We start from the raw sequence: 15,939 nt of genomic DNA, 5'->3' as shown, positions 1-15,939 counted from the left end.
ACTGAAGACCTTGCATCGCTTACGTACTACAACTAGAAGAAACAAAACAACGGTCTGGAGCGATGAAACCCCTTTCCTTTCCAACCCTTGGAGGTGCATTGCTGGGCTCGCTTTCGATCTTACTTGCCTCCTGCGATGTCTCCAGCCTCACGGGTAATGCGTCAAGTCTCTCCGGGAGGGTTTCCGTATTAGGAAAGCCCGTCAGTGAAGCCAAGGTGTTGCTCTGGCAGTCTTCCGCCAAGGGTGGAGCGAAGAAAATCGTTGAGACCAAAACCTCTAAGGATGGGGCGTTCAAATTGGCCATACCCCGCAATAAGGATAAGGTCACTTATTTAATTTCCGAAGGAGGAAGTATCGATGGGCAAGATGCTGGCAACTTGAGAATGCTCAGTGTTCTTGACTCCAATTCCAACAAGTCTGTCGTCATCAACGAACTGACATCCGTGGGATCAGTGTGGCCCAATGCTCAACTGATCAACGGAAATAAGATCAGTGGTAGCAAAACAGCTTTAGCTATTGGTTCGGGACATGTAAGTCACCTAGTCAATACAAACACCGGCAAATATGGCGAAACACTTCTGAACGGCTTAAACCTACCCAACTCCGAGACGATGGTTCGTCTCAACGTTCTTTCCAACCTATTGGCCCTTTGTGGCAATAGCAATACAGCCGATGGCTGCAATCAGTTCCTCAATCTAACCAATTCAGATAACAGCCTCAACGCACTAATTTCTATCGCCAAAGAGCCATGGGCAAAAGCCAGTGAGCTCTACAAACTGTTCACTCAACAATATCCACTCAACAAGGCAGAACAAATACGAGAAGGCGCAACCCTTCCCTACCTGTTGTTTGAACCGAAGAGCTTCTCACTCTCGATCCGTCTCGAGGGTGGCGGCGCCATGGCACTCGGGAAAATGATGTTTGACGACAACGCCAATATGTGGAGTGGTGCCAACTGGATGCCTGGTTCCCAATCTGGTGTCATCAACTCCATTGGCGGAGGCCTCACCAGGTTCAACGCCAGCGGAGAAGCCTTATCTCCCTCTCCCCAGGGGTATAACGGACAGGGGCTGAATGGCGTGGGCTGGGGAACAGGAGTCTCGAAGAATTATGCCTGGGTAGGCACTTTTAACAACAAGATCGGGGTCTTTGATCTTGAAGATGGCAAACCACTTGGCCCCGCGACTGTTGATGGCGAGATCGGCCAACTGCAAGCAGTAACAACCGCAGCGAATGGAGATGTATGGATTGCAGACAACACCAAGGATCACATGATTCGTTTCCCCGATGGTGACTATAAGAATGGCGAGCGGTTAACAGTCAAAGGATTACAAGCTCCTTTCGGTATTGCTGTTGACCAGCAAAATAGAGTCTGGGTAACCAGCAGCTACAACAATAAACTCACCATCTTCCCTGGAGAAAACCCTGAGGCAGTTCAATCAATTGACATTGCTTTAGGAGCAAGAGGTGTAGCAATCGATTCCAAAGGCAATGCTTGGGTCGCCCAGCAGACTGATTCAGCAACGCTAGTTTTACCTCCTGGGGTCAGGAAGGCGCCTCCACGCCCAACAACAATCATGCAGGAATTCATGCAAGGGCTTGAATATGCAAAAGCAAATCCACAGCAAACCAGCTCTGGAATGATTGCTTTGATCTCACCTGATTTGAAGATGATTAAATCAGACATTGCAAAAGGAGATGTCTATATTCCCTGGGGTGTAAGCATCGATGGCAATGACAATGTATGGGTTGCAAATCTTTTTGGTAGCAGTTTGATGCACATCTGTGGAACCAATACATCAAATTGCCCTGAGGGGAAAACGACAGGTGATGTAATTCACGATTATCAGAGTGGTGTTATTCAAATGAACACCGATGTGATTGTCGATGATGCCGGCAATATCTGGAGTGCGAACAACTGGTACGACGAAAATGCCGTCATCAACAAAAGTTATTTGGGTCGAACGTCGACGTTTGCTGGTGGTCAAGGATTCGTGGTGACCTACGGGGTCGCCGGCCCGGTCAAGAATCCTCTACTTGGTGTGGTTAGGCGTCCTGAATAAAATCAAGGCCGCTCGCTATCACTTTTTGGCGAGCGGCAAAAGATTGTCAAACCTGGATCTGAATCCTCTTCAGAGCGCCAAACTCTCTACCCGCGTCTCAATCAGCTCTGCAAGATCCTTAAGGAAGGCGGCCCCATCGGCGCCATAGATCACGCGATGGTCGGCAGTGAGGTTCACCTGCATCTGGCGCTTGACAGCAATCGAGCCATCCTTTCCTGCCACCACAGCAGGCCGCGATGCAGCTACCGCCAAAATTGCGCCAGTGCCAGGGGGCAAGATTGCATCAAAGCGGTCCACGCCAAACATGCCCAGATTGGAGAGTGTGAAAGTACCAGTGCTGTATTCCTCGGGTTGCAACTGCTTGCTGCGTGAGCGCTTCACAAGATCTGCCCACTGCCGCGACATCTCATAAAGATCAGTGCGATCAGCGTTCTGCAAAACCGGTGTAATCAGACCGCCATCGTCCATCGCCACTGCAATCGCAACATTCACCTGCTCTGGATACACCATCCCAGCGGTGCTATAGGCAGCATTCACCTGGGGATGACGCACCAGCGTCAAGGCCACGGCTTTGGCCAGAAGGGCTGTCATCGTGACGCCCTTAGGCTTCACCTGCTTGTAAAAAGCATCCAACTGATCAGTCGTGATCGTGTAGCAAACCCTGAAGCAGGGGAAGGCCAAACTGGCCTCCATATTGCGATTGACCGCTTGTTGGAGGTTGTTGAAGGCTGCGGTTTCTCCCGGGGCCCCAAAGCTCTGACCTACAGGAGATGACACTGCATGAGCAACGCCTGCAGAAGTTGCATGCGGCGTTGCGAAAGAAGCGTTTCCTTCAGCAACCTGAGGCACACTGATCGGCTGACCTGCAGCCAGCTGCACGTCTTCAGCCTGGATACGGCCATGGGGTCCGCTACCCCTCAACTTGGCCAGATCAACACCCATCTGCACAGCAAGTTTTTTAGCCCGCGGTGAAGCAACGATGCGTTTATCAGTGTCTACTGCTTGGCTGACAACAGGCGGCGGAGCCGCAACAGTGGGACTCTCCATGACTGGCGCTGGTGGCACTGCTGGTGCTGGCGCTGAATCATCGACAACTTTTGCAGCAGTCTTGAGAGGGGCAGAATCAGACGCTGGCGCAGGGGCATTGGCCTGAACAGCCGCGATTTCGGCCTCACTTTCAACGATCAAACCAATCGTTTCGCCCACTGGAGCCGAACGACCAGCAGGCATCAAGACCGCGGCCAAGTAGCCATCTTGAAATGACTCCACATCCATATCCGCTTTATCTGACTCCACCACAAGCACAGACTCACCACGCCCAACCTTGTCGCCAGGTTGCTTAAGCCACTCAACGATCTTGCCCTCCGTCATCGTTGAGCTCAGAGCAGGCATGAAAATGTCGTGAGTTGCGATAATCCTGTCCTCGGCTTGAATTTTGAGGGGTGCTCAAACCTCGTTGCAACGTTCCTAAGGCAAATAGCAGGAGCTGACTGAGGTTGATCAATCAAGATATTAAAGCGAAGGATCCCTCGCGGCAGCTTTGCCTATACAAAAGAGCCGCTATGTATAGGCAAACCTGTTAAATTTGCCTATACATCGACAGTCGATCGTGAGAGCAGGGCAATTCTCGGCGAACTTTAATCCCGATTTGCTGGATGCATTCAGATCACGCTGTAAACAAAAGGGTGAAAAATACACAAAGGTGCTGGAACAATTGGCAGCGTTATATCTGCAATCAGAGGGATCGATCCTTTTGAATCATGCTGCCTTAGAGCCTGAAGCCAAAAGTCATGGCGGAACTGAAAACATCAAGGCGCAAAAACCAATGCTTGAACTAGAGAAAAAAATCAAAAAACTGGAAGAGCAGGGCGAGAAAACTGATTACGCAATCGGTGATGCATTCGACAGAATCATGGATTGCGAACGAGTATTAGGGATAGGCAAATACTCAAAAAGCCATGCAAGTATGAAAACATCATTCTCCTAAAAGCTGACTGATTCAGAAAGGCTGAAGCGAACTTATGGTTTGAGCCTTAATTCAATCTACTAATGAACAATGATGGCCACAAAATATGCTGTAGTAAAGAAGCTCTGTGATTTTTGGCGTATTGTGATATGATTTAAGAGTTGAAGTTCATCGAATTTCATCTCAAATGCATGGAACAGTAAAAGGCCACCATTCAGTGGATTTCCTATTCCAGTAATGATTTTGATGACCTCAGTTGCTTGTATAACACCGATGATTCCAGGAAGGACAACGATGACACCGTCTTCAGCACAAGATGGTGTCATTTCTGGTGGAAGTGGACTTGGAAATAAGTCTCGATAATTCGGACTTTTATCATCAAGATTGAAAACTAGTGCATGACCTTCAAAACGAATGATAAATCCATAGACATTTGGTCTTCCAAGAAAGACACATGCATCATTGATTAAATAGCGGGCTAGAAATTATCAGTTACGTCACAGACAATATCGTAGTCTTTGAGAATATCGAGTGCTTTATCACTGCTTAGAGCTATATTGTGAATCCTTACATCGCAAACGGATTGAATTAATGAATGCTGTCCTTTGCAGACTTTATTTTCAACAAAACAACTTTAGATGTACCGTGAATGATTTGTGATTTAAGTTTTGATTCATCAACAATATGAAAAATCTACGACTCCGATTTTCCCTATTCCTGCAGCTGCAAAATAAAGCAATATAGGTGACCCTAAACCTCCAGATCCAAGAAACAAAACAGATGCGGCCTTAAGTCGTGTTTGACAAACAATTCCAAGTTTTGGGAGAGAAAGATGACACGAATTCGAGACTTTTAATACTGGTCAAGAATGATATTCTCAGCATTTAAGTTAATCTTTACCTCAAGTTAGATATGGACAAAAAGGCTGTATGAGCTGATGATCGAAGAAAGAGAAATGAGTACTTCAATCATTTTTAATATTACTCATTTTTAACTATAGCTGAAATATGTAAATTCTTATGTAATGTGAAGTGATACTAGCTAGAGTGAGTGATTAATAGACGTAGCAATGGTCGATATTCAAAAATTCACTAAAAATGGTTACATCTGCCCCGCAGGAAAGGTGAATGTTGATAATGCATTGAATCTCTATATGAGTGAAATAGTGCGAGATAAGAAAATTGATTCCTGCTCCAAAACATCGTTTTCAAGATTTAGCTTTTTCAACAAGGAAATGAATCCACATCTGTTGTATTCAGAAATTAATGAATTGGTTAATGATGAGCAGGTTGTTCGAATGGTTAAGTCGCTTATTGGGGTGAACGTTGTATGTATTAATACAATCTTCATTGCTAAGCCCCCGCGCAGTAATGATCATCTCACCCTTCATCAAGATTCAGTCTATTGGGGGTTAAAGAATAATCATGCACTGAGTATTTGGATCGCACTAACAAATTCAAATCTCAGCAATGGTTGCATGCAAGTGATTCCAGGAACTCATTGTCAAGAGCTTCGACATAAATCTAGCCAGTCTAAAGATAATATTCTTCAAATGAAAGAAACTTGTGAAGAGTGTATTGATGGGAGCAAGCTTGTTCCGATGGAATTAGGCAAAGGCGAATTTAGCGTCCACCATTGTCAAATTGCACATATGTCTAGCAATAATCAATCTAATGACTGGCGTATTGGCTTGGTATTACGCTATGCCAACATAGATACTCTCGATGAAGACTATTTAAATAAGAAGATTTATTCTCCTCTTGGTAATCAAGAACATATGCCACTGAGTGAAGATCCATCTTGTTGGATAACTCAAGAAAAAAAATGGCTGCAATTTAATAGGCAATATTTCCGGAAGCTGAATCATTCTGCACTGGCTAAGAATTGTAATTCAAAGCTATGAAAACTGTATGGCTGCTAGGAATGCATGATTTAAGTAACTATGGCGATGCTCTGTTCCCCTATATATTCAGTCACCATATTAATTCAACTGGTATGTTAATAAAGTGTGTTAGTTTAACAGGTAAAAAATCGACATTCAGTGATGCATGGCCGTCAATTTCTCTAGAGCGTGCGCAGCATCTTATTCAGAATGGTGATATTGTTATACTCATTGGAGGCAATATGCTTTTTGACATCCCTTTTGGGTTTGTCGAGAGTAAAAAGTCACCATATCCGCTTAATAGCATCGGCTCTGATTTCTGGTTAAGAGGTCTTGAAATTGCTTTGGAGAAAGAGTGCAGAATCATCATTAACGCTGTTGGAGCTTTTGCACCATTAAAAAGAAATACTTTAAAACGATGGGATCAATTAAAAAGTAGAGTTGATTATATCTCCTGGAGAGACTTGTCGACTTGGAGGATAATGGGATCTGATAAAAATGAATTTATAGTTCCAGATACAGCTTTGCATCGCGATCATGCTGATCTTTTTCATGGTAGTAAAATGTCAAAGGCTGAAGGAAAAATTTTACTGAATATAAGGCCTCGTAGCCTATTCGGTTTTAATCTGAGTGATGTTGCGTCAAATCTCGCAGATTTGGCCCAACGGTGGTCCCTCCCTATCGTCGCTCATGCGAATTCCGAATCACACAGCGACTTGATGGCATGCCAGCAACTATCAGCTCACGCCCCTGTTCCTTTTGTATTTGAAGTGGCACCGAGCATTCAACAATCATTTAATAGCATCCAGAAGGCGAGGCTTGTCATCACAAGCTCGATGCATACCTATGTGACAAAGGCTTCTGTTGGTGGGGATGTGATCTTAATCACCAAACCGCATTACAATAAATTTAAAGCAATTACGGCAGCTATGCACAGGCCAGGATTTGTTACTGAATCCTGGCAACATCTCCATGATATTAAAAATCATGATGCCCGTACTTTTGCTATATTAGGCTCTGAATCAAGCTCTATCCTAGATTTGCATTGGCAGAAAGTAAAGAGAATTATTTTTGGATAAGAAACCTATAATAAGAACACACCGTCTATAAAAAGATGTCTTCTCCGAAGTCTGTTTGCCTAAAACCAATCGTTCCTGCCACATATGAAGAATTTCGTTCTTGGCTACTACGCTATGTTGAAGATGTGTGGGGATTACCTGAAAACTACAATGACGAGATGGATATTGATTTTGAAGTTTTAGGGATGGATTCACTTGAAGCACATATGATGGGATCTCTTATCGAGGATGAATATGGAATTACATTTGAACCTATGCTGCTCGTGGATCACAAGACCCTTAATTCACTAGCAAAGTATTGTACTGATATTCCCTAGGTAATGGAACTGTCGATCATCGTCGGATCTTATGAATTAACTCATCAGATCAGTAATACTGTGACATCGATATTATCCGCACTCAGTCAAACTGTAGTATCTGCGGAAATAATTATTGCAGATAACTCCAAGAGCTTAAAAACCATTGACAGTAATATTGTTAATTACATAAATGTCAATGTGATAGACTTTAGTGAGCTAGATATACCTATTCATGCTTCCATGAACCTTGCGGTTGAACGTGCTTGTGGAGATTATCTATGCCTTATGATTGACGGAGCAAGACTTTGGTCTCCAAATATTATTAGAGAGGTAGATCAATATTTAAGTCTATATACTGTTGTCCATGTTCCTAACTACCAGCTTGGCACTGATTATCAAATGTATGGTAACCACGGTGCTGGAAGTTTTAAATGTGAAGACAAGTTATTAATAGACTGTGGATGGCCATTTTTAAAGACAAGTCAATTAATTGAATTGTCTTTTCTCGAACCTCATGCTGGAATTGGCCCTACTATATTTGAAAGTAATTGCCTGTTCCTAAGTCGGAAGATGTGGGATGAGGTCAATGGTTATGATCTTCAATTTCAAAGAAAAGACGGTGGATTTGCATCGGCTGATTTACTTTCAAGATTGATTGAAAATAATTGTGAGCTTAAGGTATTGGCTGATGCTGGCACATTTCATCAATTTCATTTTGGCACAACAACATCATCTCCACTTCAGACACGTAAGGCTTTGAAGGAAATGACTCTGGAGTATTTCAAAATCAGAGCTAAACCTCCCAAAAGACATCGAGTGTCTTTTCACTAGTTTAAAAAATATCTGATTGGTTCTAGAGTTTTTTCAAGGGATTGATTGGAGACACATTCTCGGCCGAGGCTATCGCTTAGAAATTTCAATGCCTCTATTTGTGTATTTTGTACAGCTATTAATCTTGCTTTTCGAAGAATGATTGAATGATTATAGATATGTTGCTTCGAACATATTTCTAGAAGTTTTTGCTCTTCAGCAAATAACTCTTCACTATGAAGTAAGTCACATTCCAGCATTGATACACGCAATTCATCTGGAAAGGAAAGACGGAGTCTTGAAAGAGCATTTTGAGCTCTGCGATTATTCCTTGTTTCTATTAATTTGCGAAGATGCCATAGTCCATTTTCAAGAACAGGCTTTTCATTGATAGATGGTTTATCAACAATTTTCAAATTTAAAATAACGTCTGATTTCAGCGAATAAACGTTAGCCTTGTGACAAACATAGACGTATTCTGGAATTTGTGTAATTGGGTCTTCTGCTTCGACCTCATAAATAGTAAAGTCAGCAAGGGTGTCTTTTAGAAAATGATAGATGTTTCTACCGTATGTTCGATAATGTTCGTGAAGTTTAGGATCTGGAAATCCCCAATCTTCAGTCTCGTTGATTAAAGCTGGGCTGGGCACGGTAATGAAAATGTATCCGTTACCTTTTAATATCCTGGCCAACTCGGATAAAGCTTTTTGGTCATCATGTACATGTTCTAAAACATGATTTAGAAAGATTAAATCATATGATTCGTTCTCTCTATCAATGGACATCAAATTAATATGGTTGTCTTTATCAAAGATACTATATTCAAACGAACTGAATGGCTTGGGGTCAATTGAAGGGTCTCGACTAAACATCAATGCTTTTTTTCTATCAGGATTGATTTTCAGAGATTTAAAGACTTGATGAACAGCTCGATGACGTGGTCGTGAACCACAATGCTTGCAAACACGTTTACGTCGGAAATGAATCGAGCCTCCTGGTAGAAAGTTGCTTGAACCACAGATCGGACAACTCTGACGGCCTCTTCTATAACGCGGCTTCTTCAACAGTGAATAATAAATTGCCATTCTTGCGATTGGTTGTTGTGATAGATATGAATCTGGCAGCTTCCTTTGAGTAGTTTGTTGAAAACTTAGTCGAAGCAAATCTTTGATATCGTCCCAGTGTTGCTGTAGCTTTCTTGTTTGTTCAAGTGCTTTTTGACAAATAATTTTAGTTTTTGCGAAGTCTAGATCGGGTGTTAATGTTGACCAACTTTCGAATCGCTCAATGCCGAGGATCAAATGTAGATCGTCAAACTTTTCTAAGATCTTAGGTGCAATGAGCTTTAAGGGGGTTTCATAAACTGAAGCAATTATGGATGCATGATATGAAGAGGTAATCACTAAATGTGCATTTGATATTATTGATAATGTATCAATAATCATAAAATCATGATCAATGATTGTATGTTTTGTCTTTAAATTCTTAGAGACTTTATACAGAACTTTTAAATCACCATGGCATAGGCCAAGTGGCAATAAAACAAGTTCCATATGATGATGGTTCGCTATTCGATCAAGAATATTAGCTATATATTCAGAGCTTATATCTGCATATTCAATTTTAATATGGCATGCTATATAGTTTTCACCGAAGCAATATTTTTGCCTAACTATATTTAGTCTTTCTAATAGAGTGACATATGGGTATGCATCAATAACACTATATCCTGTATCAGGTATAATTTGAATAGGCCCATCGTAAAATTCAGAAAATCTTTTAGCAGAGCTGTTGTCTCTCAGTCGAACAGGTAGCGTGGATGCTTCATTAATCCACCTAGATACCGAATGCTGTAGTGGTCCCCTAATGTCGGAGGGTTCAAGGCATCCAGGCGAGTTCCATACGAGTGGAACATTGAGCCTTAATGCCTGAAAGAGTGGACCTAGCCATATTGAAAGCGCTGCTGTGTCGGTATCAAATTTCCAAGAAGGATATTCTGCTAGTTCTTTCAGTTCTCTTGTAATGATGTTTCCTCCACCAACTAAGATTATTGAAGGAATTCCATTGATTTCGATTGATCTAGGGCATTTTGCATCTTGATATTGTGTTCTCATTCCTTCAGGACTAACAGGTACAACGCGGTGATGATGACCTAATTTATGTTGAGCAATGAGTGGTAGAAGTAAATCACCAAAGTTGTCTACATCAAAAGTGCCGTAGACCCAAATTTCTCGTAACTCGTCGCATGTAAACATTAGAAAGCTCCAAATCCTAGAGTCAATTGTGGTGACTTGAGAGGGCGTATATTAATCTCTTGAAAAATATCAATCAACACTTTGTTGTGAATATTTGAAGGCTGTGATAAATCTAGCCTAAGGTATTCTTCTGAGGTATACATTCCCCAATTAAGAAGTGAGTTGATAATAAAAATGGTCAAAACAGACTTGATCAGCTAATTAATAAAATGATAGCATTTGCCTAAGATTAAGTTTGTAAACACAAAGATATAGGATAAATTTGGTAGAAATCTTCTATAATTGTCTCCACTTCAATGGATACTGCAGATTTTGCCTAAGTGATTCCCAATGACCGGGGAGACGCTCTTATCGATAGGTTCCTTTGCAAGCTGCATCAACGGATATTGTGATGATTATGAGGTTTCTCCAAAGCTCAGAATATGTCTTCAATACAAAAGGTGTTAAATTGATGCCTTTAATCGCAATTACTAATCCGATATTTTTATATTCGTCAGCTGTTAAAGATGTTCACAAGTTGTAAATAGTTATTACTGGCAAAGGGATCGCCACTGTATGTAATTGACACAAGCGTATTTGAATTTATCAATAGTGGTTCAATGCAGCTAGTCTCTGTGATTTCGAATAATATTTGTTATTGTTTTTTTTAAAATTTATAAGATTAACTTTCAACACCCTTTCAATTGGGGCTCCTATTGTCCTGATGACTATAAAAGACGCAATATTATTGACCGATTGCATCCCAATTCGATAATTCAAAGATCTGCTTTTCTCCACCGTCTCCAATTATAAAAATATTGAGTTATCGTCTTATATCCGGGGTTGCTGCGAAAACAAATAGATGGTCGCTAGTATCAACAATTGTTTCTTTATGATCACTAAAAGCTTTTATTCCTAAGATAAGTTCAGTAATTTAAAACCTAATGTCTGTCAGTTCTGACGAAGCAAGACAAGAGTTGTTTGCTTTCTATCAAGAACTCGGACGTGATCGGAAACTAAAAAACATATATTTTAATGCTAATAATCGACCCGATAGAAAACTAATTATTGAATCACTTGGCTTTGACCCAAAGCTGATACAAGAAGCTGTCAATTCACTGCCTCTAGAGATTGACGGTTCTCAAACAACATTATCTGATTGGCTTCGTTCTCGTCAGGTCGATCCTGAAGATCTGGCTCCAGTTCGTGCTGTTTTGAATGCTCTGCATAAGCTGGAGCAAAGCGGAGCTATTGCCTCAATTACCAGCTCCTACGCTTCATACAAACGCTCACTCGATAGTACTGCTGGTGGTGCAGCTGCAGCATCAAAACTTCCTGAGAAAGCAAAAGGGGCTGTTGCTGGCGTAGAAACAGACGCAGAATCTGAAGCAACCAACGATGCTACGTCGGAGGCATCTTCTGATGTCTCAGATGTGAGACATTCTTATGAACAGGCAGAAAATGAAACTCAATCAGATGTTTCCGAACAAGAGAGTTCTTACACGGATAGTTCTAAAAGTGATATATCTAGAGAGGTAAATGAGCTTAAATCTGATATTTCTGATGCCACATCGCTGTATTCGAATTCAATCGATAATGACCTAAGTACAATACAGTCAGACTTAAAAAGTGACGCCATTAATGAAGTATATGCTCTTTTAACCAAAGCCAGTGATGAGATTAACGAAGACCTGGCTAAAGATGGTAGTAATGCCAGCGTAACAGTCTCAGAAACAGACAATTCAGCAGGCCAGGCAGATGGTGTTCAGGTTGAAATATCTGATTCAGCAAGTGCTGATAAAACAGAAGGTTCTACTGAGATTTCTGGAAGTCTAAGTGGTTCAGCATCATTAGATTTCGATGAAGGGAGTGGTGTTTCTGTAAATGATCTAAATATAGAAGGTACTGTAGATATTAAAGGCAGCACGGATATTGATGAGACTAATAAGGATGGTTCAATCTCTGGTGAGGCTACCTTTAATGATAAATCAAGCATGGATATTGATTTTGAATCAGGAGAAAAACCATCAGTAACCACTGAAAGTAGTGGTTTAGAAGTTAATGTTGATGCTAAGGTCAATGAAACAATCAAAGAAGATTATTCAGGAGATAAATTTACTGTTGACGGCACAACAACTGTTACAGGCAATTTCGATGAGGCTATTAATGTGGATCTCAAGGATCCTTCTGAGAGTAAAGCTACGAACGAAGCTAGTAATTTAGAGCTAGATCAAGATGTTAAGGTTTCCGGAACTGTTGATACGGACGTTGATGGTGTTGATATTTCAGCGACAATCAGCACTTCTGTTGATGGAGATGTTGACATTTCTAATAAAGGAGTAACCTCAAATGTTGAGATGGGAGATATAGATGTTGACTTGAAAGCTGATGAGACTAAGCCAATCCTCGTTGACACTATTGATGAAGGTGATGAAATTACAGAAATATATGCAAAACCATCTGCTACAGTAGATTTATCAATTGATCCCAATACAGGCAAGGTAGATGTAACAGGAAAGTCAGTTGATCCAGGCTTGTATGAGACAACGGAAGCTAGTTGATCACTCTATGTAAATATAAGCGCCGGATAAATCTAGCAATGTGAAATAAGAGTTTAGGACAGAAGAGTATGCTTCTGAAAAGCTATTAATGATTGTAGCTGCTTGCATTTCAGCTTGATAAACATCTGTTGGATCATCCAACCCTATATTTGACCTCTTTATTTGTGAGCTCAGGCTTTGAATTGCTAATTGGTAGCTTTTAATCAAAGGGTTGAGCAACCTTCCACTCATTTTAAATGTTGCTAATGCGCCATATATGCTTTCTCTCAATTGTACAATTGTATTTTCACCTTGTTCCCTATAGGAATCTGATTGGCTCATATAGCTTTTTCCTGTTTGATATTCTGAAAACCCATCAAAAATATTCCATGTTGCGTTTATTCCAATGTAATTTGACCACTGTTCACTCCAGGCACCATTCGGTTGCTTTGGTGGAGAATATGACATACTACCTTTTGTTCCCACATAAGTTGTGTATCCCAACAAGGATATTTTTGGAATATAAGACTTGTATTCTGATTTTGCCAGGCTTTGATATTGACTCGACTGTTTGAAATATGATTGAACTTCTGGGTATTTATAAATCATATCTTCAGTCTCTTGCTCTGAATATGGCCAATAGCTTGGCATGAACATTTCATTGCCAATAATTAATGACTGATTTGGGCTTATATTCAAAAGGGCTTTTAGAGCTTCTATGCTCTGTAAGTATTCTGATTCTGAATTGCTTAATTCATACAATATTCCCTGTTTTTGAGACTGAGAATTATATAACTCATTGATAGGGGTGTAACCCTTTTGCACCTGATTTTTAATGACTTTTATAAAGCGATCGTATGCTATAAGCTGATCTAAAAAGCCTGCAATTTTTAATTCAGCAGTTATTATTGCGGTGTAGAGTGCACTTGCTTCTGTTATGACTTGGTGTATTGCATATTTAGTATCTTGAGTTGCTGAATCAAGCCCAAATTTTGCGGCGTTTATGTTATCTGCTCGAGTAGCATCAAAGAATTGCCAATTGAGTGTTAATACAGGATAAGCCTGTGTGTACGAACTTGTTGTTGTGTATGGTGTAACTAATCCATTGGAATTATTGCTTTGAGTACTGGAGTTAGAGATTGGATCTGTTGGTTGAAAAGCTGTTCCAGATACTGAAGGATTGGTTGAATCAGGTGGCGTCCCATAATTTTGGGTGTTTTTGACGTTTGTACTTAGGAGCGAACCTGATGACAAGCTCAAACTGGGATACCAAGTAGAGAATGCTTTTCTTACCAGCCATCGCTTACTTTCAGTAGTATTGACTTTTGAACGTATCAGCGGACTATGCACAATTGTTCGCAGTAAGATAGAGTCTAAACTCAGTGAATTTTGTTCTTCTTGTGTAAATGGTTGGCATCTCTTACGTAGCAACATAATTCGTTGCTTTTGCTTCCAGCAACTATATGTATTTTGGTCGTAATGAATAATATCTAATTCATTGTCGTTGACGGGAATCAGTGTTATTTTATTGAGTAGAAGTTTTTGTTGTTTTTTATTCATTAAATCAGAGCTAAATTCAAATCCAAGGTCTTCTGCTCTCAATCTTCCAAGCTCTTGCTGGGCCGCCAGAACTTCATTCGTATTGGAAATTGTTGCTGGCATAGGAGCTTCTTCTGAAAAAGATATTTTGGTTGCTTCCGTTACACTGGCTAGGCCAGTAAGTAACAACATGATTGCTTTTTTGCCTTTCATGCAGTTTCGACTATAATAAGCTAATGCTAGCAAAATGTTTACGAAAAGTCGAACAAATTATGATCAAATTTAAACAATTTGCACTATTCTTCTATCGTCAGCTTCAGGCCGATTACAATCCAAATTGGGCAAAAAAAGTCAGCTCTTCTCCTATACTTATTCTTATTTTGTCCGTTTTCTCTTTGGCAAGTCTAACTGTAATATGGGCTGCTTTTTATCGTATTAAGCCTACATCTCATGGTGTAGGGTTAACAGTTAAACGCGGCATTGTAAATCGAGTTTTTACCCCCATTGAAGGTCGAGTAATATCTGTGGAGGTCGAGTTGGGTCAAGAAGTCCGAATTGGTGATGTGATAGCAAAAATTGATAATACCAAGCAGTTGATAAATTCAGCGAATCGCGAAGAGGTTTATCAGATTTCGTCTGATCTAACACCAGCCCAACTTGTAGCACAAGAGGAATCGACAATCAGGCAGATCAAGGCCACAAAATCATCTATGCTTACTTTACAAGATCAACTTGTTGACAACGAATATCTTTTGGAAAAAATGAATTCTTTGTTGTCCACTAATGACATTAGTTATTCGGAATATCTTCAGCAACTAAAGTCAGTTGATGACATCAAGATTCAATTGCTTGCCCTGAAAGGAAAATCCAACTCACTTGAGTCTGATCTCTTTAAACTTACAATTGCCTCGAGGAGTGGTCAGATTAACGATCAGCAAGATGCACAAATTGCAAATTACAACTTAAAACTTACGAAGGAAATCATTGCTCGCCAAGACGGGATTATTTCTTTGATAGACGTTACCGCTGGCGACTATGTCAAAGAAGGCGACACAATTGCTCAAGTCAATTTCAAGACTGGATTAGTAAAGGGGATTTTTGTCATGCCAGCTGACATGGCAAAAAGAGTAAAGCCTGGTGACCAGTGTCTTATCAGCCCAGCTGAGTCTCCACCAGAAAGATATGGCTATGTAAGAGCAACAGCCGAAAGTGTTGGTCTCTTACCAACCAACCCTGGAGAGTACCAGCGTCGAATTGGTCTTGATTATACGGTTCAGCAATTATTTGATAAGTTATCCAAGGATGATGAAGGGAATAATAGTTTCAACGCATTTCCATATCTCGTGGTCGTCAATATTGACCTGAAGGATGATAAACCCATTTGGACAACAGGCCTAGTTCCCCCTTGGGGTTTTATATCAGGTTCGGCAGCCGATGTTCAATGTGTTTATGACCAGTGGTCACCTCTTCAATATATTGTGCCTGCATTTAGAAAAGAAGCCGGTTACGTACGAGTTAGTTAATCTC

The 15,939-nt window shown here is 40.8% G+C and carries 11 protein-coding genes and 1 pseudogene; 8 read left to right on the top strand and 4 right to left on the bottom strand.

The window, feature by feature from the left end:
* The first annotated feature begins 62 nt into the window (after positions 1-62).
* Positions 63-2,063, top strand: coding sequence for a hypothetical protein (locus SIB68_RS00330; protein ID WP_063399684.1), 2,001 nt, complete (start codon positions 63-65; stop codon positions 2,061-2,063).
* Between the two features lie 69 nt (positions 2,064-2,132).
* On the opposite strand, the gene SIB68_RS00325 is transcribed toward SIB68_RS00330, so the two are convergent.
* Positions 2,133-3,455, bottom strand: a complete 1,323-nt coding sequence (locus SIB68_RS00325; protein WP_063399685.1) for a dihydrolipoamide acetyltransferase family protein — start codon at positions 3,453-3,455, stop codon at positions 2,133-2,135.
* A gap of 217 nt (positions 3,456-3,672) precedes the next feature.
* Here SIB68_RS00325 and SIB68_RS00320 point away from each other — a divergent pair, with 217 nt between their 5' ends.
* A complete protein-coding gene (locus tag SIB68_RS00320) occupies positions 3,673-4,050 on the top strand; it encodes a hypothetical protein (RefSeq protein ID WP_236068872.1) in 378 nt (125 codons plus the stop codon).
* Between the two features lie 75 nt (positions 4,051-4,125).
* On the opposite strand, the pseudogene SIB68_RS00315 reads toward SIB68_RS00320, so the two are convergent.
* A pseudogene (locus tag SIB68_RS00315) lies at positions 4,126-4,870 on the bottom strand (ThiF family adenylyltransferase); the annotation flags it as partial.
* A 228-nt stretch (positions 4,871-5,098) separates the two neighbouring features.
* Here SIB68_RS00315 and SIB68_RS00310 point away from each other — a divergent pair.
* Genes SIB68_RS00310 through SIB68_RS00295 form a run of 4 tightly spaced genes read left to right on the top strand, consistent with a single transcriptional unit; the run spans position 5,099 to position 8,120 of the window.
* Positions 5,099-5,932 carry a phytanoyl-CoA dioxygenase family protein gene (locus SIB68_RS00310; protein ID WP_063399688.1) on the top strand — a complete coding sequence of 278 codons (834 nt, stop codon included), beginning with the start codon at positions 5,099-5,101 and terminating at the stop codon, positions 5,930-5,932.
* Positions 5,929-6,990: a polysaccharide pyruvyl transferase family protein gene (locus SIB68_RS00305; protein WP_063399689.1), complete on the top strand. Its 1,062-nt coding sequence runs from the start codon at positions 5,929-5,931 to the stop codon at positions 6,988-6,990. Before SIB68_RS00310 ends, SIB68_RS00305 begins: the two co-directional genes overlap by 4 nt.
* A gap of 35 nt (positions 6,991-7,025) precedes the next feature.
* Positions 7,026-7,307 (top strand): acyl carrier protein, encoded by a 282-nt coding sequence (locus SIB68_RS00300; RefSeq protein ID WP_081215473.1) that lies wholly within the window; start codon positions 7,026-7,028, stop codon positions 7,305-7,307.
* A gap of 3 nt (positions 7,308-7,310) precedes the next feature.
* Positions 7,311-8,120 carry a glycosyltransferase family A protein gene (locus SIB68_RS00295; protein WP_063399691.1) on the top strand — a complete coding sequence of 270 codons (810 nt, stop codon included), beginning with the start codon at positions 7,311-7,313 and terminating at the stop codon, positions 8,118-8,120.
* Here SIB68_RS00295 and SIB68_RS00290 read toward each other — a convergent pair.
* On the bottom strand, positions 8,117-10,354 hold the full coding sequence (locus SIB68_RS00290; RefSeq protein ID WP_063399692.1) for a polysaccharide pyruvyl transferase family protein: 2,238 nt from the start codon (positions 10,352-10,354) through the stop codon (positions 8,117-8,119). The two genes, SIB68_RS00295 and SIB68_RS00290, sit on opposite strands and share 4 nt — an antisense overlap.
* A 923-nt stretch (positions 10,355-11,277) precedes the next feature.
* Here SIB68_RS00290 and SIB68_RS00285 point away from each other — a divergent pair.
* Positions 11,278-12,894 (top strand): hypothetical protein, encoded by a 1,617-nt coding sequence (locus SIB68_RS00285; RefSeq protein WP_063399693.1) that lies wholly within the window; start codon positions 11,278-11,280, stop codon positions 12,892-12,894.
* On the opposite strand, the gene SIB68_RS00280 is transcribed toward SIB68_RS00285, so the two are convergent.
* Positions 12,895-14,625: a TolC family protein gene (locus tag SIB68_RS00280; RefSeq protein ID WP_063399694.1), complete on the bottom strand. Its 1,731-nt coding sequence runs from the start codon at positions 14,623-14,625 to the stop codon at positions 12,895-12,897.
* Between the two features lie 59 nt (positions 14,626-14,684).
* Between SIB68_RS00280 and SIB68_RS00275 the strand changes: the two genes are divergently transcribed.
* Entirely contained in the window at positions 14,685-15,935 is a 1,251-nt protein-coding gene (locus tag SIB68_RS00275) for a biotin/lipoyl-binding protein (RefSeq protein WP_196757091.1), read from the top strand.
* Positions 15,936-15,939 lie beyond the last annotated feature (4 nt).

The organism is Prochlorococcus sp. MIT 1323, from assembly GCF_047304905.1.
Classification (GTDB): Bacteria; Cyanobacteriota; Cyanobacteriia; order PCC-6307; family Cyanobiaceae; genus Prochlorococcus; species Prochlorococcus marinus_D.
The sequence above is the reverse complement of the archived record's forward strand: the minus strand, read 5'-3'. Positions and strand labels throughout refer to the sequence as shown.